The organism is Methylotuvimicrobium buryatense, from assembly GCF_005931095.1.
Classification (GTDB): domain Bacteria; phylum Pseudomonadota; class Gammaproteobacteria; order Methylococcales; family Methylomonadaceae; genus Methylotuvimicrobium; species Methylotuvimicrobium buryatense.
In genome coordinates this window covers 1,193,534-1,215,273 of sequence record NZ_CP035467.1, presented here as the reverse complement: position 1 = coordinate 1,215,273, position 21,740 = coordinate 1,193,534, and the positions used below count along the sequence as shown (strand labels likewise).

At 47.8% G+C, this 21,740-nt stretch carries 16 protein-coding genes; 4 read left to right on the top strand and 12 right to left on the bottom strand.

Going from position 1 to position 21,740, the window contains the following annotated elements; all coding sequences use genetic code 11:
• Position 1: 1 nt before the first annotated feature.
• Complete coding sequence (locus tag EQU24_RS05605; protein ID WP_138767094.1) at positions 2-502, bottom strand: CinA family protein; 501 nt, start codon at positions 500-502, stop codon at positions 2-4.
• Positions 503-901: 399 nt separating this feature from the next.
• On the opposite strand from EQU24_RS05605, the gene mutS reads away from it, so the two are divergent.
• Complete coding sequence (mutS, locus tag EQU24_RS05600) at positions 902-3,469, top strand: DNA mismatch repair protein MutS (protein ID WP_017840433.1); 2,568 nt, start codon at positions 902-904, stop codon at positions 3,467-3,469.
• A 598-nt stretch (positions 3,470-4,067) separates the two neighbouring features.
• Here the strand turns inward: mutS and EQU24_RS05595 are convergent.
• From EQU24_RS05595 to rpsB, 10 genes are all read right to left on the bottom strand, one after another.
• Positions 4,068-5,693 (bottom strand): multicopper oxidase family protein, encoded by a 1,626-nt coding sequence (locus tag EQU24_RS05595; protein ID WP_017840434.1) that lies wholly within the window; start codon positions 5,691-5,693, stop codon positions 4,068-4,070.
• A gap of 678 nt (positions 5,694-6,371) precedes the next feature.
• Positions 6,372-7,091, bottom strand: a complete 720-nt coding sequence (locus tag EQU24_RS05585; RefSeq protein ID WP_017840435.1) for a DsbC family protein — start codon at positions 7,089-7,091, stop codon at positions 6,372-6,374.
• 454 nt (positions 7,092-7,545) lie between these two features.
• On the bottom strand, positions 7,546-8,898 hold the full coding sequence (gene rseP, locus EQU24_RS05575; protein ID WP_017840436.1) for an RIP metalloprotease RseP: 1,353 nt from the start codon (positions 8,896-8,898) through the stop codon (positions 7,546-7,548).
• An 8-nt stretch (positions 8,899-8,906) separates the two neighbouring features.
• The gene (gene ispC, locus EQU24_RS05570) at positions 8,907-10,091 is read right to left on the bottom strand and encodes a 1-deoxy-D-xylulose-5-phosphate reductoisomerase (RefSeq protein WP_017840437.1); all 1,185 of its coding nucleotides are present in this window, start codon (positions 10,089-10,091) and stop codon (positions 8,907-8,909) included.
• Positions 10,091-10,960 carry a phosphatidate cytidylyltransferase gene (locus tag EQU24_RS05565; RefSeq protein WP_017840438.1) on the bottom strand — a complete coding sequence of 290 codons (870 nt, stop codon included), beginning with the start codon at positions 10,958-10,960 and terminating at the stop codon, positions 10,091-10,093. The genes ispC and EQU24_RS05565 overlap by 1 nt, the downstream gene beginning before the upstream one ends.
• Before the next feature lie 27 nt (positions 10,961-10,987).
• Positions 10,988-11,752: an isoprenyl transferase gene (locus EQU24_RS05560; RefSeq protein ID WP_017840439.1), complete on the bottom strand. Its 765-nt coding sequence runs from the start codon at positions 11,750-11,752 to the stop codon at positions 10,988-10,990.
• A gap of 12 nt (positions 11,753-11,764) precedes the next feature.
• The gene (gene frr / locus EQU24_RS05555; RefSeq protein ID WP_017840440.1) at positions 11,765-12,322 is read right to left on the bottom strand and encodes a ribosome recycling factor; all 558 of its coding nucleotides are present in this window, start codon (positions 12,320-12,322) and stop codon (positions 11,765-11,767) included.
• Complete coding sequence (pyrH, locus tag EQU24_RS05550) at positions 12,319-13,047, bottom strand: UMP kinase (protein WP_017840441.1); 729 nt, start codon at positions 13,045-13,047, stop codon at positions 12,319-12,321. Before pyrH ends, frr begins: the two co-directional genes overlap by 4 nt.
• A gap of 203 nt (positions 13,048-13,250) precedes the next feature.
• Positions 13,251-14,132 carry a translation elongation factor Ts gene (gene tsf / locus EQU24_RS05545; RefSeq protein ID WP_026130125.1) on the bottom strand — a complete coding sequence of 294 codons (882 nt, stop codon included), beginning with the start codon at positions 14,130-14,132 and terminating at the stop codon, positions 13,251-13,253.
• Positions 14,133-14,247: 115 nt separating this feature from the next.
• Positions 14,248-15,000 carry a 30S ribosomal protein S2 gene (gene rpsB / locus EQU24_RS05540; protein ID WP_017840443.1) on the bottom strand — a complete coding sequence of 251 codons (753 nt, stop codon included), beginning with the start codon at positions 14,998-15,000 and terminating at the stop codon, positions 14,248-14,250.
• A 329-nt stretch (positions 15,001-15,329) separates the two neighbouring features.
• Here rpsB and map point away from each other — a divergent pair, with 329 nt between their 5' ends.
• Together map and glnD are read left to right on the top strand one after the other, a co-directional pair.
• A complete protein-coding gene (gene map / locus EQU24_RS05535) occupies positions 15,330-16,094 on the top strand; it encodes a type I methionyl aminopeptidase (protein WP_017840444.1) in 765 nt (254 codons plus the stop codon).
• On the top strand, positions 16,091-18,727 hold the full coding sequence (gene glnD / locus EQU24_RS05530) for a [protein-PII] uridylyltransferase (protein ID WP_017840445.1): 2,637 nt from the start codon (positions 16,091-16,093) through the stop codon (positions 18,725-18,727). The genes map and glnD overlap by 4 nt, the downstream gene beginning before the upstream one ends.
• A 272-nt stretch (positions 18,728-18,999) precedes the next feature.
• Here glnD and EQU24_RS05525 read toward each other — a convergent pair whose 3' ends face one another.
• Positions 19,000-19,398, bottom strand: a complete 399-nt coding sequence (locus EQU24_RS05525; protein WP_017840446.1) for a pilus biosynthesis protein PilZ — start codon at positions 19,396-19,398, stop codon at positions 19,000-19,002.
• A gap of 523 nt (positions 19,399-19,921) precedes the next feature.
• Between EQU24_RS05525 and EQU24_RS05520 the strand changes: the two genes are divergently transcribed.
• On the top strand, positions 19,922-21,667 hold the full coding sequence (locus EQU24_RS05520) for a multicopper oxidase domain-containing protein (protein ID WP_026130126.1): 1,746 nt from the start codon (positions 19,922-19,924) through the stop codon (positions 21,665-21,667).
• Positions 21,668-21,740: the final 73 nt, after the last annotated feature.

Below are 21,740 nucleotides of genomic sequence, written 5' to 3'. Positions count from 1 at the left end.
TTTACTTATCAATTTTCAACCATTCCGCCAATGCGGTCTTGATTGTTTCGGTTCTAATTTGGTGGCGATCGCCATCAAAATGCATTTCGGCAATTTCGGCAATTGCACCACGCCGCTGCCAAGCAATGTAAACCGTGCCAACCGGTTTCACCGAAGTGCCGCCACCAGGCCCGGCAATACCGGTTACCGCAATTGCCCAATCGGCCTGACTGTGATTCAATGCGCCCCCTGTCATCTCGCTCGCAGTCTCGACGCTGACCGCGCCATGATTTTCGATCGTCTCGGCCCGGACGCCCAGCATTTGTAATTTGGCGGCATTGCTGTAAGTCACGAAGCCTCGGTCGAACCAAGCCGAACTGCCCGGTATTTCGGTAATCGCTTGCGCAATGCCGCCGCCGGTACAGGATTCGGCGGTTGCCAGCAGCCAACCGCGTTCCTTTAGGCTAAACCCTACCAAGCGAGCCAATGCGGTGATTTCGTTCTCTGTATTTAATGGGACCAATGGGGCAAGACCTAATCAATTTAAGGATATCGTGACGAATAACTTTCTGAAACCATGGCTTTGTCGCGGGTTCGGTTAGCCTGCATTAAAAAATAAGAAAGTTATACCTTTCGCACTTCAAATTTCGGCAGTGCCTAAGGAGGTGCCGGGGTGCTCGGTCGATTTTTGCTCCTGCAAAATCGACATTCACGCCATCCATGGCGCTCGCAAAGGCTTTGCCAGCATGGATGCTGGCATAGAGCATGGATGTATTCACCCAGCCCCTAAATGCCATAGCCCATCGGTCATGGTTAATAGTCTTACTAATTTAGGGGCTGGGTACTTTGACGGGCCCCCGGTGCCGAATTTTGATCTACGATGAGTATATCTATGACTCAATCCTAAGATAAAATAATATCTATGAGTATAAAACAAACCAGCAACCAACACACCCCGATGATGCAGCAATATCTGCGCATCAAGGCCGAACATCCCGACACGCTCGTTTTTTACCGGATGGGCGATTTTTATGAACTTTTTTTCGACGATGCAAAAAAAGCCGCCCAGATTCTCGATATTACGCTGACGCAGCGCGGCCAGTCGGCCGGTGCGCCGATTCCGATGGCAGGCATTCCGTATCATGCCGCCGAAGGCTACATCGCGAAATTGTTGCGCCACAGCGAATCGGTCGCGATTTGCGAACAAATCGGCGATCCGGCGACTTCGAAAGGACCCGTTGAACGAAAAGTGGTACGCATCGTCACACCCGGCACCGTTACCGACGAAGCCTTGCTCGAAGACCGCAAGGATAATTTGCTGGTGGCCCTGCATGTTGCCGATTCCAAATTCGGTATCGCCGCTTTAGATGTGACCAGCGGACGCTTTGTATTGCAACAACTGGATTCGGCCGACACGATGTTGAGCGAAATCGAACGTCTGGACCCGGCCGAGCTATTGGTCAGCGAAGATATCGCTCTTCTACAGGCTTTGAAGCAGCGCAAAGGCATTTGCAAGCGCCCGCCTTGGCATTTTGAGCCTGACAGTGCGCGTCAACTGGTATTGAATCAATTCAACACGCACGATCTATCAGGCTTCGGTTGCGAAAATATGCCGATGGCTATTGCCGCGGCCGGCTGTCTGTTGCAATACGTCAAAGACACGCAACAAAGCGCCCTGCCCCATATTCAAGGCATTCGGGTCGAAAACAATTCCGACGGCATTCAACTCGACGCCGCTAGCCGCCGCAATCTGGAACTGGACACGCATCCGACAGGCGAGCTGCGCTACACCTTATTCGGCGTACTCGACAAAACCGTCACCGCGATGGGCAGTCGTTGTCTGCGCCGCTGGATCAACCGACCGCTCAGAGACCAAGCCATTCTGCAAAGCCGATATTCGGCAATCGAATCGCTATTGTCCGAACGGCTTTTAGATGCCGTTCGCAATCAATTGAATGCGGTCGGCGACATCGAGCGTATCAGTTCTCGCATCGCACTCAAGTCAGCCAGGCCGCGCGATTTGATCGTGTTACGCAATACGCTGGCCGTTTTACCGACATTGCAGCCCTTGCTATCGAACACCGACAGTCCGGAGCTGATGCGTCTGGCCGAGCAAATCGCCGAACAACCTGAGTTATCGGCGCTGTTGCAACGAGCCATTATCGACAACCCGCCTGTTCTAATTCGCGACGGCGGCGTCATTGCCCCCGGCTACCATGCCGAACTCGATGATCTGCGCAACTTAAGCCGCAATGCCGATCAATTTCTGCTCGATATGGAGGAGCGCGAAAAAACCGCGACCGGCATTAGCGGCCTAAAAGTCAATTACAATCGCGTGCATGGTTACTATATCGAGATTTCAAGATTACATGCCGAGAAAGTTCCGGCACACTACCACCGTAAACAAACGCTGAAAGGCGTCGAGCGCTACATTACCGAGGAATTAAAAACCTTCGAAGATAAAGTTCTGAGTGCGAAAGAAAAATCGCTGGCATTCGAAAAATTGTTATACGATCAATTGCTGAACACGCTCGGCGAGTCATTAACCGATCTGCAGCAATGCGCGCAAGGACTCGCCGAACTGGATGTGCTGGCGGCATTTGCCGAACGCTCCGAAACATTGAATTTGACTCGTCCGCAATTGACCGACAAGCCCGGCATCGATATCGAAGGCGGACGACATCCGGTCGTCGAGCAAGTCTCCGACATTCCGTTCGTCGCAAACGATCTTAAACTATCGCCTCAGCGCCGCATGCTCATCATCACCGGCCCGAATATGGGCGGTAAATCGACTTATATGCGCCAGGCGGCTTTGATCGTACTGATCGCTCATATCGGTTGTTATGTTCCGGCCAAGGCCGCAACGATCGGCCCGGTCGATAAGATTTTCACCCGCATCGGCGCTTCGGACGACTTGGCCGGCGGACGCTCGACTTTCATGGTCGAAATGTCGGAAACAGCCAACATTCTGCATAACGCAACCGAACAAAGTTTGATATTGATGGACGAAATCGGCCGCGGAACCAGTACTTTTGACGGTTTATCTTTGGCTTGGGCTTGCGCCGATCATTTGGCAAAAGTCACAAAGGCATATACCTTATTCGCGACGCACTATTTCGAGTTGACGACTCTAGCGGACGAGCAAAAACCGATCCATAACGTCCATCTCGACGCGATCGAGTACGGCGACAAAATCGTGTTTCTGCATGCTGTCAAGGAAGGCCCGGCGAGCCAAAGTTACGGGCTGCAAGTCGCCTCACTGGCCGGTGTTCCGGCAACAGTGATCGACAAAGCCAAATTGAAATTGCAGCATCTGGAAAACAACACCTATTATCAAAACCAAACTGAATCGGGCAATCAGCAATTGGATTTATTCGCGACCCAAGAATGCCATCCGGCAGTCTGTTTGATCGAGGAGTTAGACCCGGACAACCTAAGCCCGAGGCAAGCCTTGGATACGCTGTATCGTTTGAAAAAGATGGTGGAGTGATTTTAGACTCGGGCGATAACGTAAACCCAGTGAACATGGAAGGCCGATAAGCATTACATCTATTTATACCTTTCGCACTTCAAATTTCGGCAGTGCCTAAGGAGGCCCCGGGGTATTCAGTCCCTCACCTAACGCTAGGTGAGAGATCAGCATGGAGCTGACATAGAGCCTACAGGGACGTTTCACGGCGTTCTTTGACGGGCACCCCGGCGCCGAAATTTGATTAGCAAAGGGTATATTTACGACCACCTCCTACATAGAATTTGGTCATAAATAACTTCCCTATTTTAGTGGGTTCGGTAACTCGATTGGCAGTTGTCGGCGGCAGGGAAAGCCGCCGTCAAGCCTACAAGGACGTATTCACCCAGCCCCTAAATTCCATAGCCCATCGGTCATGGTTAATAGTCTTACTAATTTAGGGGCTGGGTCCTGCCAGGCGAGTTACCGAACCCTCAACAAAGCTCATAACTCCAGAAAGTTATTTTTAGCGAAATCCATAGACGTTCCAGCCAGCACCTAAATTCCATAGCCCATTGACTATCATTAACTCTTAGATAATTTAGGTACGGGCCTTTGACTGATATAAACCGAACTTAGGTTATTTAATTAAGAAATCCCGCATCATCCCCATATCTTCATGCTCGAGATTATGGCAGTGATACATGAATAGTCCTTTAAAGTCATTAAATGGTTTCAATACGGTCACTTTCTCGCCGGGCATCACCAGCACCGTATCCTTCCAACCACCCCAGACCAATCCACCGGCAATCGTTCGGTGCGCTTCTCTCGATTTCGGGTTGACTTGGCGTTTGATGATTTGAAATTGTTCGCCGTGTAAATGCATTGGATGAGGCATCGGCATACCGCTCATGCCGCTGTAGCCATTGTCGAATTCGATGACTTGCAAACTATTGACAGGAATGATTTCATCGTCGCGGACATCGTCCATTTTGTAGGAACGCCCATTCAATAACGCCGACATGTGCCGCATCGACAATCTAATGGTTCTTGGGTCTTTGTTATTCGCAGCATCGCGAACATTCAACTTAGGTATCGTGGATAAGCGCTCAGGTAAACTCTGCGACGATTTACCGGCTTTAATCACTTTAACGTTAAATAAAGAATATTCACTACCCGACGGCAGATCGGAAGAGTGCATCATGCCCATACCCCCGCCCATCATGCCGCGCCGTCCTCCGCCCATCATTCCGCGACCGCCACCCATCATGCCCATGCCGCCATGACCGTGTGTCGCAATATCGAACGACAAGCTGCGCATGCTTATCTCAGAACCCACCGAACGACCGCTGAAATCGGCCCAAAGCTCGATTCTTTCGCCTGGAGCCAACATCACATAGGAATACTGCTTCGGCCTTTCCAGCAATCCGCCGTCGGTACCGATCACAGTCATTTTACTGCCGTCCGACCAGGCCAGTTTATAGATCCGAGAATTCGATCCGTTCAGCAACCGGAACCGATAGGCCTGTCCCGCGACAGGCAACACATAATCGGGCCGGCCGTTGACAAAAATCCGATCGCCGAGAAAGCCCTGCATGCGTTGCATCATGTGGTCGCTGTAGACGAGCTGATTATTCTTATCGAAGCTTCTGTCTTGGATAACCAACGGCAGATCAAATTCGCCCTTGGGCAAATTCAAAGCCCGTTCTTCATCGTCATGCACAATAAACAAGCCGGCAAGCCCCGAATAGACTTGTCGGGCGGTGACGCTATGGGTGTGAGCGTGATACCAGTAGGTTCCGGCACGATTCAGAATTTCGAATTCATAGATATAAGATTCGCCGTGACTGACCGCGTACATCGGATTTCCGTCCATGTTGGCCGGCACATGCAGTCCGTGCCAATGCAAAATCGAATGCGCCGGTAAATTGTTATTCAAATGAATTCTGACTTTTTGGCCTTTTTTCAGACGAATCGTCGGCGCAAGATAAGTATCGGGATGATTTTTTATCGATGTAGACGGACCTTTGAGTACTTTAGCCCGCACTTTCCAAACTCGAGTTTCAGGCCCTTCGAAGACAGAAACCTGCGCGATATCCTGCGTCAGTTCAATTTCGACATCGGGATGAAAATTCGCGGAAGGGGTATTGACCGCTTTAAAGGCTCCGGCCGATTGCGCCCAAGAGGGGTAAGTCGCCGCACCGGCTGCCGCAAATGCGGCATATTTTAACCATTGTCGACGTTGTTGATTGATCGGAGAGTTCATCATCTGCACCTCATGGACTTATAATTTGTTAGTATATTAGCAAATTATAAAATAATAGCAATTTAGACACGTCTATCGAAGCGCATTGCCATAAAAGCCGAAAAAATAGCCGCACGAAATATATACCTTCCGCACTTTAAATTTCGGCAGTGTCTGAGGAGGCACCGGGGTGTGCGGCAAAGGCTTTGCCAGCATGGAGCTAGCATAGAGCCTACAGGGATGTATTCACGGCGTCCTTTGACGGACACCTTGGCGCCGAATTTTGATCTACGATGGGAACATTATAGAGCATAATCTGCCTAGCACACCCACTGTGCATCCATGAGGCGGTGCTACACTTTAATGCCCGACAGTCGACAGTTATAAAATACACGTTTCAAGCGCATCCACAACCTAGCCGGATTATTCCAGCAATTCCCAATTTGGAGATCAAAAAGGGTGTGGGGTATGCTTGGCGAGGATGTCGGCAGCAGGGCAGATTTTTGCTCCTCGGCAATTGCTCCTGCATTGCCCTACTACACGCCATCCTTGGCGTAATGCAAAATCTGCATTCACGCCATCCTTGGCGTTCGAGCTGCCGCCAAGCCCCCATGGATGGGTTTACGGCGTTCCTCGACAGGCATACCCCACACCCTAAAATCGGCGATACTGCTCAAACTGGGAATTGCTGGGATTATTCTATAAACCTTTTTCTTCTCGCAATACTTCAACCAGTTGTTTGGCCGGTAAATAACCCGGATATACAGAACCTTGTTCGGTGACGATCATCGGCGTTCCGCGCGCTTCGAAATCGTTACCGAGCTTCATATGCGCATCGACCGGATTGGTACAGGTCTTGGCTTCGAGGGTTTTCCCTTGTTTGGCTTTGGTCAAAGCATCATTACGATCTTCCGCACACCATACCGAAACAGCTTTAGCATAGGAATCCGACCCCTTCCCTGCTCTCGGATAAAACAAGTATTGAACCGTAATGCCTTCGGCCATATATTGATCGATCTCGGAATGCAGTTTCCGACAATAACCGCAATCGATATCGGTAAAAATAAAAACTTTATGCTGACCTAATTTCGGCTTGAACACGATCATTTGATCTTGTCCCAACTTTTCCAACGTATTCTTTCGCGTATTAGCTATTTTAGCTTCGGTCAAATCGGTTCTAGATTCCAGGTCGATCAAGCGCCCTTGTAATAAATATTTACCGTCATCGGAGACATAAAAGATGGTTGCGCCCGCCGTGACTTCATAAACTCCCTTCACTTCGGAAGGTTTTATCAATTCGGGGGTGAAATTTGGCATCGACTTTTTCAAAGCCGCTTTGATGGCCGCTTCATCGGCTTGAACAACGTTCATGCCTAAAGCCAAGCCAAGCAATACCACTGTTTTAAGTATTTGTTTCATAACGTTTCCATATATTCAGAATGACTAATGCGTTTGTAGGACTGTCTACCGAGTGCTTTGTTCATTACCCTATGAAAAATAGAAGTCACTATTCAGCAGTTTTCTATTGGCTTGATGTTGACTGTTGATTTATGCAGACAACCTGTTAAATCAACAGCCTAAATTATTAACGTACTTTAGGACTTCGTGACAAATAAGTTACTGGAACTGTGAGCTTATAGCGGGTTCGGTATACCCTTTGCTAGTCAAATTTCGGCATCGGGGTGCCCGTCAAAGGACGCCGTGAATACGTCCATGTAGGCTCTATGACAGCATCCATGCTGCCAAAGCCTTTGCCGAACACCCCGACGCCTCCATACGCTAATGCCGAAGTTTGAAGTGCGATAGGTATAACTCGTTTATCAGGCCAAAATTTGACTAGCAAAGGGTATACATTAAGCTTTAAGCGGCTTTTTCATTGAAACAAACGTTCTAAATCCAAAAATAGAGCCAATACCATCAACGACAGTAGCAACAAAATACCGACCTGTTGTAACGCAACCTGGAATTTTTCCGAGACGGGACTGCCTTTAATCGCTTCTATCGCAAAAAACAACAAATGACCGCCATCTAAAACCGGAATCGGCAATAAATTAAGCACGCCAAGACTAATGCTAACTTTCGCTAAGAAAGACAGGAATTCGACAAACCCTCGCTCTGCGGAAAGGCCCGCAAACTGGGCGATACTAATTGGGCCGCTGAGATTTTTCACAGAAGCATTACCGAGAATCATCTGACCCATCATTTTGAGTGTTGCGGTACTAAAAAAAATGGTTCTCGAAACAGCCCCCGTCAGAGCCGGCCAAAGCGGCAAATCATTGCGTACTTGCAACGACGCCATCAAGTCTTCAGGAATTTCAACGGCCGCACCGATTTTACCAACGGTTATGTCGTTTTCGACCACTTTTTGAGGCGTTATTTCGAGACTCAATTGCACGCCTTGTCTTTCAATAGTCAGGGCAATGGCAGTTCCGGGCCGGTCCTGCACATACTCGACCCATTGCATCCAAGTATTGATCGCCTCACCATTCGCGGCGACGATCAAATCACCGGGCTGTAATCCGGCATCGGCTGCCGGCATGGCTTCCAACACTCGTCCGACGACCGGTCTGAGCTGCGGCATCCAAGGCTTGAGACCTAATTTATCGTAAAGTTTATCCGGCTCCCTACGCAATTCTTCAGGAAGGTTAATAAGCCGCGAATGCTGCTGTTCATCAATGTTTTTTACCGTAACATCGACACTTTCTCGACCGGTCATGGCAGCCGAGAAAATCGACTCAATAACCTCCGCCCAAGTCGCAGTGTTCTTTTGATTGACCGCTACGATCTCCTCTCCTTCGAGCAAACCGGCTTCGGCGGCAAGCGTATCCGGCTCAACATGACCGATAATCGGACGTAAGCCGGTTTCACCGATGAACAATACGATCCAGAAAAACAGCACGGCTAGCATTAAATTGAATAATGGTCCGGCCGCGACAATCGCCGACCGCGCCCACAATGGCTGACGGTTGAATGCGAAAGGCAAATCTTCGTCGGCCACCTTGCCTTCGCGTTCGTCAACCATTTTGACATAGCCGCCTAGAGGTATTGCCGAGATGGCATATTCGGTCGACGCAGGCGATTTCTGATAAGACCATATGACCTTGCCGAACCCGACCGAAAACTTTAGCACTTTGACGCCGGTTTTACGCGCGACCCAAAAATGACCGAATTCATGAAACGAAACCAGAATACCGATCGCGACAATAAAATAAAACAGCGTACTCATTAATCCGGTTAATGCTTAAGTTCTTCGACGATACGCTCAGCCACTTCCCGGGCTTTGCTATCGGCAGCCAAAACAATATCCAGCGTATCCGCCGGATCGGCTTCGAATTGACACATGCTCCGTTCAATGATGAAAGGAATGTCGGTAAAACGAACTTTCTCGTCTAAAAAGGCAGCAACCGCGATTTCATTGGCTGCATTTAACACAGCCGGCATGATCCCGCCTGCCTCGACGGCTTCGATAGCCAAGCGCAAACAAGGGAAACGCTGAAGATCGGGCTGTTCGAAATCCATATGTTTAACGTCGAATATATTAAGCGGTGCAGCACCGGAGTCGAAGCGTTCCGGCCACGCCATCGCATGCGCAATGGGTATTCGCATATCGGGATTACCCATTTGCGCCAACACAGTGCCGTCGACATAATCGACCATCGAATGAATCACGCTTTGCGGATGGATCACCACCTGAATTTTGTCCGGCGACATATTGAATAATAAACAGGCTTCAATCAATTCAAGCCCTTTATTCATCATCGTCGCAGAATCAACCGAAATCTTGCGCCCCATATCCCAATTGGGATGCGCGACGGCTTGATCCGGAGTAACATCAACCAACTCTTCTACCGGCTTAGTTCTGAACGGGCCGCCCGAGGCAGTCAACAAAATACGCCTCGCTTCCTTGGCTTCTTGACCCGCACAGTAATCAGCCGGCATGCATTGAAAAATCGCATTATGCTCGCTATCGATCGGCAGCAAATGCGCGCCGGACTCGGAGACTGCTTTCATAAAAATATCGCCGGACATCACCAACGCTTCTTTATTTGCCAGCAATACGGTTTTACCGGCTTTAGCAGCTGCCAAAGTTGGTAATAAACCAGCCGCGCCGACGATTGCCGCCATTACCGAATCGACACTATCCAATGTGGCCACTTGCTGCAACGATTCGGCTCCCGATAATACCTTAATATCGGATACCGGCGATGTAGCAATGCGCTCTGCAAATTGTTTAGCCTTATCTTCATCAACCACGACAACATAGCCAGGACGATGGACGATGCATTGATCGTACAATAAATCGATATTATTGTTCGCGGTCAGCGCAACGACTCTATACCGATTCGGATGACGAGCCGCGACATCCAACGTGCTGACACCGATGGAACCGGTTGCTCCCAGTATGCAAATACCTTTCATTAAAATAACTCTCTAATCAGCAGAATACCGGCATAGAAAAACGGAATAGCGGCCACCAAGCTATCGATCCTATCTAACAAACCACCATGTCCCGGCAAGATAGAGCCTGTATCCTTAACGCCCTGCTGCCGTTTTACCAGACTAAAAAATAGATCGCCGTATATCGAAATCAAAACGGTCAAGACCGACAACAAAACAAAGTCAGAGCCGATCATCAAATTAAACCCGAATACCAAACTCAAAACGATTGCACTGACAACGGCGCTTCCCAAGGCACCATAAAATCCCGCCATGGTTTTGCCCGGACTGATTTCGGGAGCTAGCTTGGTAGCGCCGAATTTTTTGCCGACAAAATAGGCCGTAATATCGGCAATCCAAATCAGCAGCAGAAAATACATCACCATATCGGCGCCGTAAAATGCGCGCATACGATATAAAAACATCCACGCAAAAAACAGAATCAACCAGCCGGTCAAGCCCTTATAAACAGTTTTTAATTCAAGTTTCAGTAACGCATCCGACGCATTCCTGATCAGAAACATCACCACTACCCAAAATAAAACCGGTAAAATAACCAGCCATTCCAATAAACCGGACTGCGCCCTAACTTCCGGCCAATCGAAAATTTGCGCCAATACTTCCAGAAAATAAGTCCAAAAGTAAACACCGCCCATCGGCAGAATGAGTAGGGCAAGAAATAAAATCCGCATCAATGGACTGTCAATACCGGTTAAGCCTGTCCACTCCCATGCGGCAACCAACATAACCAGGGCAACAACCAGAGTGAAATAAGGTATTGGCAATAAATAAACGGCCAACACGACCAATGGCGCAAGAATCAGAGCCGTAATAATTCGCTGTAGTAACATTTTATAATTATTTTCAAGTCAATTGAGTTAGAGGGTAACCGCTTTATTGAGGATTTGCTCGCCGGTATGCCCGAAACGCCTTTGCCGAGTTCTAAAGCTTACGATAGCTTCCTCCAGCGATTGCCGATTAAAGTCGGGCCATAAGGTCGGCGTGAAATATAGTTCGGTATAAGCTAACTGCCAGAGCAAAAAATTACTGACCCGTTGTTCACCACCGGTTCTGATGAATAAATCCGGTTCGGGCAAATCGGCGGTTGATAGATGTTGAGCGATTAGTGTCTCATCGATTTCTTGCCCGTCGAGTTCGCCGCTTTTAATTTTTACAGCTATTTTTTTAAACGCTTCAGACATATCCCACCGCCCACCGTAATTGGCCGCAATCACCAAAGTCAAACCACTATTATCGCGGGTTTGAGCCTCGCCTTCGGTAATTTTAGCCTGCAATTTTTCGGAAAAAGCCTTTCGTTCGCCGATAAACCTTAAACGAATGTTGTTCCGATGCAACTTATTAACCTCTCTTTGCAAGGTCGAAATAAACAAGTTCATCAACATCGACACTTCGGACTCCGGCCGACGCCAATTTTCGCTGCTGAAAGCGAATAATGACAATACTTCGATATTCGCTTCGGCGCAATACTCAACAATGGCTCTAACCGCCTTGACACCGGCTTGATGCCCCATTGCACGAGGCATATGCCTTTGTTGCGCCCAACGCCCGTTACCATCCATGATGATTGCGATATGGCGAGGGTTTGGGTTCAAGTCCGGAAGCGTTTCGAGTTCTGCAGACATCAATCTACTCCATTAAATAGACATTAAGTCCGCTTCTTTTTCTTCCAAGTGCTTCTCTATTTCTTTGATGTATTGGTCGGTCAACTTTTGAATTTTATCTTCGGCCGCGCGAGCTTCATCCTCGGATATCATTTTTTCTTTTAACGCGTCTTTGATATCGGAATTGGCATCGCGGCGAATATTTCGTATCGCTACTCGTCCATTCTCGGCTTCTTGTTTTACGACCTTGACCAGATCGCGGCGACGCTCCTCGGTTAACGGCGGTAACGGGATACGAATCACATTACCATTCGAGGAAGGGTTAAGTCCTAAGTCGGAAGCCATTATCGCTTTTTCGACGGCCTTAACCATGGTTTTCTCCCATGGTGTAACCGTCAAAGTCCGAGAGTCCTCGGTCGCTACGTTCGCTACCTGAGAAAGCGGTGTATCGACACCATAATACGGAACAGTAATTTGATCCAATAGGCTCGGATGCGCCCGGCCTGTTCTGATTTTGGTAAATTCGTGCCTCAGCGCTTCGACACTTTTGCCCATTCGCTTAGCCGCATCTTGTTGAATATCGCTTATCATGCTTGTGTTCCTCGTTCAATCAGTGAGCCGATATCTTCGCCCTGCATCAGCCGCATTATTGCGCCTTGTTCAAAAATATTCATCACGCGCATCGGCAAGTTGTTATCCCGGCACAATACCAATGCTGTGGCATCCATGACGTTTAAGCGTTGATCCAACGCTTCGTCATAGGTCAATCGCGGATAAAATCGAGCATCCTTGACCTTTTCGGGATCGGCCGAATAAACACCCTTAACCTTGGTTGCCTTAATCATCAACTGAGCATTGATCTCAATCGCCCGCAGACTGGCTGCCGAATCCGTAGTAAAAAACGGATTTCCGGTTCCAGCCGCAAATATCACAACCCGACCTTTTTCCAGATGCCTAACTGCTCTGCGGCGAATAAAATCTTCGCACACTTGATTAATCTTTAATGCGGACATCACTCGCACTTGCATGCCTAAATATTCCAAAGCATCCTGCATCGCCAACGCATTGATTACCGTAGCAAGCATGCCCATTTGATCGCCGGTCACTCGATCGAGGCCCTCGGAAGCTTTTTGCGCGCCGCGCAAAATATTGCCGCCCCCGACAACTAGCCCAACCTGTATCCCAGCATCACATAACTCTTTAATTTCGCCGGCCAAGCGCTTCAGGATATCGGCATCGATACTGCCGCCCTTTTCGCTCATTAAAGCTTCACCGCTTAGTTTCAATAAAATTCGCTGGCAGATTAAATTTGTCATTATTGATTTTCAAGTTAGGGAATAGTTAATTTTAGTAAACCTTTCCCGCATCTAAGCCCGCCTTCAATTTCCATAGCAATAACGAGGCGTGGCTTGCATTCCTATTTCGAAAATAACCGATGCGAGAAAGGATACTTCCGAATTAACGTTTCATAATCCACTCGGAGTATAAAAACGAATCCCCGGATAAACCGGGGATTGAATTATGAGCCTCTGACTTGCGCCATGACTTCTTCGGCAAAATTTTCTTCTTTTTTCTCGATACCCTCACCAACTTCGAATCGGGTAAAGCGAATAACGGCATTACCTTTGGACTTAACCAATTCGCCGACAGTGACTTTGTCATCTTTAACGAAAGGCTGACCCAATAAGGTAACTTCGGCAAGAAACTTTTTGATTCTTCCACTCACCATTTTTTCGATAATCTCGGCCGGCTTACCACTTTCCAAAGCTTGCGCGGAAAAAATTTCTTTTTCTTTCTCAATCGCTTCCTGAGAAACTTGATCTTCTGAAACGCAAGCCGGATTGATTGCCGCAACGTGCATCGCAATGTCCTTACCTAATGCGTCATCGGCTTTTTGCAACGCGACTAATACGCCGATCTTACTGCCGTGCAAGTAACAAGCAGCACCGCCGTCGGTCAAATTGTATTTTTCAAAACGTCTAATCGCGATATTTTCACCCAGTTTTGATATCAGTTCGCGGCGAACCTCGTCGATCGTCTTGCCGTTTGGCAGTTTCAGGTCCAACACTTGCTCGGGTGTTTGCACATCCGCGTTTAAGATAGCGTCGGTAACATTGTTGACGAAATTGACGAAATCGTCACCCTTCGCAACGAAATCAGTTTCGCAATTGATGTCGGCTATCGCCGCTGTTTTAGCATCATCGCTGACTTTTACGCCCACCACGCCTTCCGCTGCGGTACGTCCGGATTTTTTATCGGCTTTTGCTAAACCGGCTTTACGCATATTTTCGATAGCGATATCCAGATCGCCGTTTGCTTCGACCAATGCTTTTTTGCATTCCATCATACCGGAACCGGTTCTTTCCCGCAGTTCCTTAACCATTGCAGCTGATATGCTCATTTCTCGTTTTTCCTCTTTATTCTTAACTATAAAAAACGCCTCCTGTTAGGAGGCGCTTTTCAGTTCAATGCGCCATTGCATTCGAAGAGCTAATTGCCCTTCACCGCACCGGCGCTTACTCTGCGCTTGCTTCGACCTCTGATTCCTCAACAAAATCATCAGCCTGAGCCGATAAGCTCAATGTCGCGGATTTTGCTTCCAACACTGCATCCGCTACGGACTCGCAGTAAAGTTTAACCGCTCGAATGGAATCGTCATTCCCCGGTATGATGTAATCAACGCTTTCAGGAGAATTGTTCGAATCGACGATACCTACTACAGGAATGCCCAGTTTTTTCGCTTCGCCGATCGCGTTTTTCTCATAGCCGACATCCAAGATGAACAATACGTCGGGCACGCCTTTCATATCCTTAATGCCGCCCAAGCTGCGTTCGAGCTTTTCCAATTCACGCTCCATACCGAGCGCTTCTTTTTTGCTAAATTTATGATATAGCGTTCCGTCCGCCTTCATCGCTTCCAATTCTTTCAGACGATTGATCGATTTTTTGATCGTTTTGAAATTTGTCAGCATGCCGCCCAACCAACGATGATCGACGTACGGCATTCCGCAACGCTTCGCTTCTTCGGCGACTGCTTTACGGGCTGCTTTTTTGGTGCCGACAAACAGGATAGTACCTTTGTTTGCGGACATTTGACCCAGATAGTTCATTGCATCGTTAAACAATGGAAGCGATTTCTCGAGGTTGATAATATGAATCTTGTTACGGGCCCCAAACAGGTAATTAGCCATCTTGGGATTCCAGTAACGAGTTTGATGTCCGAAATGAACACCTGCTTCCAACATTTGACGCATTGACACTGCTGCCATTTTTTTCTCCTAAGGATTATGTGAAACTTAACGTTTCGTTGGGTTACGCCTCCGCCTGCCCGCCTTGACAACCCCTCCTTCAAATTAATCAAGAAAGGCACCCTACCAAGCGTGTCGACAAACGTGAGTATTTAAAACACAAAAATGAACTTGCCTTTATATCATAATTAGATTTCAACAACAATTAATTCTCTGCTAAACTGGCAGAACTTCTTCTCTCTCCCAAGTCTTTCAATTACTGCAACCTCCAACACTTATCAACTCCTTAACGAGTTTGTTCAATCAAACCCGTTATACTAGCTTCCTTGCCAACAAACAGCCGTCAAATCATGGGTATCATCATAAAAACACCAAGTGAAATCGATAAAATGCGCGTCGCCGGCAAGCTCGCCGCCGAAGTACTGGAAATGATCGAACCGCATGTTGTACCGGGCGTCACCACCGATGAGCTTAATCAGATTTGCCACGACTATATTGTCGACGTTCAACATGCAATCCCGGCACCGCTTAATTACCACGGATTCCCTAAATCGATATGCACTTCAATCAACCAGCAAGTGTGCCACGGCATACCTGGCAATAAAAAATTAAAAAGTGGCGATATCGTGAATATCGACATCACAGTCATCAAAGACAACTATCACGGCGACACCAGCAAAATGTTTTGCGTAGGCGAAGTAAGCCCTCATGCCAAGCGCCTTGTTAAAATGACTCAAGAAGCACTATACCGGGGTATCGAACAGGTCATACCAGGCGCAACCTTAGGCGATATCGGTCACGCAATACAAAAATTCGCCGAATCCAATCGATTTTCCGTCGTACGAGAATTTTGCGGTCACGGCATAGGCCAAAAATTTCATGAAGAACCGCAAGTGCTGCACTACGGCAAACCGGGAGAAGGCATTTTACTTGAAGCCGGCATGATTATCACGATAGAACCAATGCTTAATCTAGGCAAGCGTCACGTTAAGGTATTAGCGGACGGCTGGACTGCGGTTACCAAAGACCACAGCCTATCGGCGCAGTGGGAGCATACTATCCTAGTCACTGACCACGGCCACGAAATCCTGACATTGAGACAGGAGGAAATGTGACAGAAACCTTAGCCCATACCCGCTATTTTACGCAATCCGATTATATTGCCGCTTTTAAACAGCTCATTAAATCGAAAAACCTGGAGTTTAAGCAGGCATTTAACCCCCAAGAACCGGTCACGCCTTTGCTGGTTGCCAAAGCCGAATTCGTAGACGACATCCTCATTAGCGGCTGGAATCATTTTCTCGGCGGATTCGCCGATCAATTAAGCTTGATCGCTGTAGGAGGATATGGGAGAAAAGAATTGTTTCCCTTTTCAGACATCGATATCGTCGTCTTATTAGATAAGCAGGCTTCTGCGGAAACCCAAGCAGTGCTGGGGCAATTCGGTAATTTCCTTTGGGATATCGGTTTAAAACCAGGCTTGAGCGTACGTACAGTCGAAGAATGCATTCAATCCTGCACCGACGACCAAACCATCATGACCAGCTTAATGGAAACCAGGCTATTGTGCGGCAATCCGAACTTGTGCGCAAAAGTGCTTGAACCGATAAATAACGGTGAGATATGGCCGTCAAACCGTTTTTTTGCAGCCAAAATGCAGGAACAGGAGCATCGCTACTTTAAGTTTCACGACACCGCTTACAATCTCGAACCCAACATCAAGGAAGGCCCCGGCGGACTTCGCGATATGCAGGTTATTGCCTGGGTTTTTAAACGCCATTACGGCTCCTCAACTCTGAAGGAATTGATTAAATACGGCTTCTTGCCCGAATCCGAATATGAAGAACTGGTCACTGCACGTAACGTACTCTGGCGTATCCGTTACGCGCTTCATCTATTGACCGGTCGTTGCGAGGATCGCCTGCTATTCGACTTTCAACGAGACGTGGCCGAACAATTCGGATTCAAAGGCATCGACCCGAATCAATCCGTCGAAGAATTCATGCAGCATTACTATAAAACCGTAGTCGGCTTAGAACGACTCAACGAAATGTTGCTGCAATTATTTCACGAGCGCTTCATCGGCGGCGAAACCACCTATCAACAAATTCAAACCAAAACCGCTAAACTCATCGCCATTAACGGCTACCTGGAAGCCGAAACGGAAAGTTTTTTCGAGGACAACCCACTGGCATTATTGGAAATCTTCCTAGTACTCCAACAAAACCCTTCGCTAAAAGGCATCCGATCAAAAACGATTCGCTTAATCCGTAAAAGCCTGCACTTAATCGACGATCAATTTAGAACTAACAAGCACGCCAATCATCTATTCATCGAGATCTTACGCCAACCGCGAGGCATCACGCACGAACTTCGGCGAATGAATCGTTATGGCGTACTCGCCGCTTACCTGCCCAGCTTCGCCCACATCGTCGCCAGAATGCAGTACGACTTATTCCACATTTATACCGTGGACGAACACACCTTGTTCGTGATTCGCAATTTACGACGCTTTTCGTTGGAAAAACACACCCACGAACTGCCTTTTTGCAACGACATTTTTTTGACGATCCCGAAACCCGAACTGCTTTATATCGCGGCGTTGTTTCATGATATAGCAAAAGGCAAAGGCGGCGATCATTCGCAAGTTGGCGAAGAAATCGCCCAAGCATTTTGCCTGCAGCACGACCTGTCCAGGCACGATACCAAACTGGTTACTTGGCTAGTTCGCAATCATTTGATCATGTCGATGACCGCCCAGCGCAAGGACATCAGCGACCCCGACATCATTCATGAATTCGCCACCCAAGTCGGTAGCACCGAATATTTAAATCATCTGTATTTATTGACTGTTGCCGACATACGCGCCACTAATCCGGAACTATGGAACTCTTGGAAAGACGCATTATTGAAAGAACTCCATAGCGCAACTTACAACGCCTTGCGCCGCGGCCTCAAGAACCCGATCAATATCAGCGACAGACTCGAGGAAAATAAAACCGAAGCCTGGGAAGAACTGCTGAAATTAGGCATCTCGGAAGCGACTATTCACGAGTCATGGAAACATGTCGGCGATGAATACTTTCTTAGATATACCGCCGAAGAAATCGCTTGGCAAACGATTGCGATTGCATCCTGCGACGAACAAGATCTGCCGCTGGTGTTATTACGCCCTCAAACTCAACGAGGCAGTGCGGAAGTCTTTATATACACTCGCAACGAAGACTTTATCTTTTCAATCAGCACCGAGACCCTCGATCAACTCGGCCTTACGATCCTCGACGCAAGGATCGTTACCACCAGCGACCAATATGTATTGAACAGCTTCCAAGTCCTCGAACAATCAGGCAACCCGATCAAGGATTTACACCGAGAAGTGCATATTTGCACAGCGCTCCGTAAAAACTTAAAAGAACACCACATCAACAAACAAAAAAACATTCGGCGCCAATCGAGACAAGCCCGGCATTTTCCGATACCAACAACGATTACCTTTCACGAGGATCCGCAACGACGCTTTACGGTCATGGAACTCATTACAACAGACCATGCGGGGCTACTATCAAAAATCGGACATGTGTTCAACGATCACAACATTCAACTGCACGACGCCAAAATCACTACGATAGGCAGCCGAGCAGAAGACATGTTTTATTTTACCGACTATCAATCCAACCCAATTCAAGACCACGAAACATTACAAAATTTGGAGCAAGCCATTCAATCCGCATTACGCGACCATCTATAGACCTAGATAAAGCATTTCACCATGAAGATCATGAAGAATAAAAAGTTAATTCAATGACTTGCTATTCATTTGTATAGAGCTTTCGCTCACCAACAAAATTAGCGAGAATATTTAGGTAATTTCTTGAAATCCTTTATAAACTTCATGTGATTCATGGTTAGATTGCCGAATTTAGGATAACCCTTTCGTTAGTCGAATTCGGCTCCGGAAATACCCAGTAAAGTCGCTAGCCGGACGAATTTCGGATCCAAGCAAAATCCCCCTGCTATAGATCATAAAGACGACATCGTAACCTCGTTCGAAGCCAGTCGATTTTCGATAAAACGAATAAGATTCTCATAACCGTCACCTTCAAGATCCTTATATCGCATACCGATTTCGCAACGATCGCTCGCTATCCGGCGGGAAAACTCAACATTACAACGCGCCTTTACCTGCAAAGGTCGATCGCCGGTAAGCGGCAAATCCAACCAAGCATTTAACTCCACCGGGCGACCGTTTCGGATGTAACATCCGCCCGGAGTCATCAAATTCCGCTGCAGAATACTGCATTGAATCGAGAATCCGTCACTAGAAGTATCAATCGCCAATACTTTAAGACGCACACCTTCTTCGTTGGTAACCACAACAGGCAAATGCGCAGCAACACGAGGATAAATTTTCTTTTCCATAGCCATCTCCGATCAACCAAATATTGTCATCGAAATTCTAGTCTATATCTTTTTTTTTACCAGAATAAATATACAGTTGTCGTTTACACCTCATTTACTTAATAAGATTACTCAGCCGCGTAACAACCACTCTCAACGGTATTCTCGAGTACACCAATCCGAATAACCCGCCCCCGTTATCAGAGAGTATTTCATGACCTACCGATATGAAATCGATCGAATCGAGGCCTTGACTTTAATCAACCTCTACGAAAGAATCTCCTGTATAATTTTCAAACAGGTTATGTTCTTTATCACTTGAATACACGACCGGAAAAGCGTCTCATAAGCCAGAAAGCATCAAGCGTTACCGATAATGTCGGCAACCACGAGGCAGGAGCCGCCAGTAAACTGCAAGCTACATATAACAAACTCTATCTAAACGTTATCTAAACGTTTTTTCAGTCGATATGGAGTAAATAAACTTTCGCACTTTTTCCGAGTCACAGTGACTCGAATCATGTGTTTTTTCAGAGGCCTTCGCATGCATAAAAACTTCCTTACCCTACTCTGCGGCGCCATGACGCTTATTGTTCCACTCGAACTACAAGCAGCTAATGATTTGCCGCCTTCCACTAAAATTGAATTAGGCGAATCAGAAGAAGTCTGTTCCGATTTCACTTCACCGAAATGGAGAGATGCTCAAGTCATCGACGGCGTTGCGATCCAAGAATCGAGACTTTGCAACCCCGACAATCCGGCCGACATTGCAGCCTTTGTTAAAGGCACGAATAACATCAGCATGTCGACGTTAATGGATACTCAATTGGCCGCTGATGCGATCATCAAAACCAATGACGTCGACGGCGACGGCGACCCCGACCATATCATCATAAAACTCGAAATCGTCGAATTAAACGGTCACTCTCCCGACAGTACCGAATTGACCACTCAATTCGACATTGCTCCGGGCGTACAACCCACCTTTTGGGTATTCGCTCCTAAAACACGCGACATGTCGACACTAAGCCTTTACGAGCCGCAAGCCAATCCTCTGCTCCGCGTACCTTCGCCAACTATACGCGTCGAAGAAGGCGACACCGTCTGGCTGGTTGTCGAGAACACACACCACATGCCGCATTCATTACATCTACACGGCGTAGATCACCCTTACATGGACCATAGCGGCAGCGGCAATGACGGCGTTGGACAAACCAGCGCAATGGATATTATGCCCGGCGAAAGTAAAACTTATGTCATCAAACCACGCCAGGCCGGCACTTTTTATTATCACTGCCATGTACAACCGCACACCCATATCCCAATGGGATTGCAAGGCCTTTTCATCGTAGAGGAAAACCGCCCCAACAACTGGGTGCAAACCTTCAATGTCGGTAATGGCCAAGTTCGACACCCGTCGGTAGCGGTTCAGGAAAAATATGCTCGCGAATACGACATGCATTATCAGTCGGCGGACAAGGAATTGCATGAACTAGCTCGCTCGGCCAACGACCCGCGCCTACTCGCACAAAAACTGAACATGGAATACGACGTCACCGAAGCGACCGACGACTATTTCATGCTGAACGGCCGCTCATTTCCTTATACGATCAGGGAATCTTTGGTTGAAATGCAGCCGAACGAAAAGGTCAAGCTTCGCGTCCTGAACGGCCATACCGAAGCACTGGGCCTTCACGTACATGGACATCGTCCTCGCGTTACGCATTACGACGGCATCGATAACGGCCCCGGCTCGTATATCATGCGAGATGTTCATACGATGGTTCCCGCCCAGCGTCTCGATCTCGAGCTAGACGGCACAGACGACGGCTTACATAGCTTTGGCGAAGGCGTTTGGATGATGCATGATCATGTCGAAAAATCATTTACCACCAACGGTATCGGCGAAGGCGGCGATATTAGCTTGGTTGTTTACAAAGATTTTCTTGACGAAAAAGGGATTCCGAAAATGCAAGGCTGGACTCTGGCACCTTATTTCACGAAAGAATTTTGGCAAGGCAAATACCCGCTTTGGCAAGATTACGACAAGTGGCGCAGCTTAGGCCTGCCTGACGCTCGCGGCTATAAAGCCCCATTACCGTCTCCGCCGCAAATGATGCTTGAAGGTCCTTCAGACACTCGATCATCGGCGTCCACAACAAATTCGGAAAAATCGTTTATCGGCGATTTATTATCCGGATTGGTTTTAGGCATTCTCGCTTATATGGCTATCGTGCGGCGCGAAGACATTTTCGCCTTGTATCACAAGCTAGCTAAAAAGCCGGCCTAAATCCGGCCCATATCGACCCGCGGAGCTATTCCGCTGGTCGATATCGCGGCCTCAACCCAAAAAAGAGTCGAAC

Bases quoted from the DNA above. Each gene is read 5' to 3' on its own strand.
- rseP (WP_017840436.1), bottom strand. From the start codon at position 8,898: ATGAGTACGCTGTTTTATTTTATTGTCGCGATCGGTATTCTGGTTTCG.
- tsf (WP_026130125.1), bottom strand. From the start codon at position 14,132: ATGAGCATATCAGCTGCAATGGTTAAGGAACTGCGGGAAAGAACCGGT.
- EQU24_RS05595 (WP_017840434.1), bottom strand. From the start codon at position 5,693: ATGAACTCTCCGATCAATCAACAACGTCGACAATGGTTAAAATATGCC.
- rpsB (WP_017840443.1), bottom strand. From the start codon at position 15,000: ATGGCAGCAGTGTCAATGCGTCAAATGTTGGAAGCAGGTGTTCATTTC.
- map (WP_017840444.1), top strand. From the start codon at position 15,330: ATGGGTATCATCATAAAAACACCAAGTGAAATCGATAAAATGCGCGTC.
- ispC (WP_017840437.1), bottom strand. From the start codon at position 10,091: ATGAAAGGTATTTGCATACTGGGAGCAACCGGTTCCATCGGTGTCAGC.
- EQU24_RS05560 (WP_017840439.1), bottom strand. From the start codon at position 11,752: ATGTCTGCAGAACTCGAAACGCTTCCGGACTTGAACCCAAACCCTCGC.
- EQU24_RS05525 (WP_017840446.1), bottom strand. From the start codon at position 19,398: ATGGAAAAGAAAATTTATCCTCGTGTTGCTGCGCATTTGCCTGTTGTG.
- EQU24_RS05585 (WP_017840435.1), bottom strand. From the start codon at position 7,091: ATGAAACAAATACTTAAAACAGTGGTATTGCTTGGCTTGGCTTTAGGC.
- pyrH (WP_017840441.1), bottom strand. From the start codon at position 13,047: ATGACAAATTTAATCTGCCAGCGAATTTTATTGAAACTAAGCGGTGAA.
- mutS (WP_017840433.1), top strand. From the start codon at position 902: ATGAGTATAAAACAAACCAGCAACCAACACACCCCGATGATGCAGCAA.
- frr (WP_017840440.1), bottom strand. From the start codon at position 12,322: ATGATAAGCGATATTCAACAAGATGCGGCTAAGCGAATGGGCAAAAGT.
- EQU24_RS05520 (WP_026130126.1), top strand. From the start codon at position 19,922: ATGCATAAAAACTTCCTTACCCTACTCTGCGGCGCCATGACGCTTATT.
- EQU24_RS05565 (WP_017840438.1), bottom strand. From the start codon at position 10,960: ATGTTACTACAGCGAATTATTACGGCTCTGATTCTTGCGCCATTGGTC.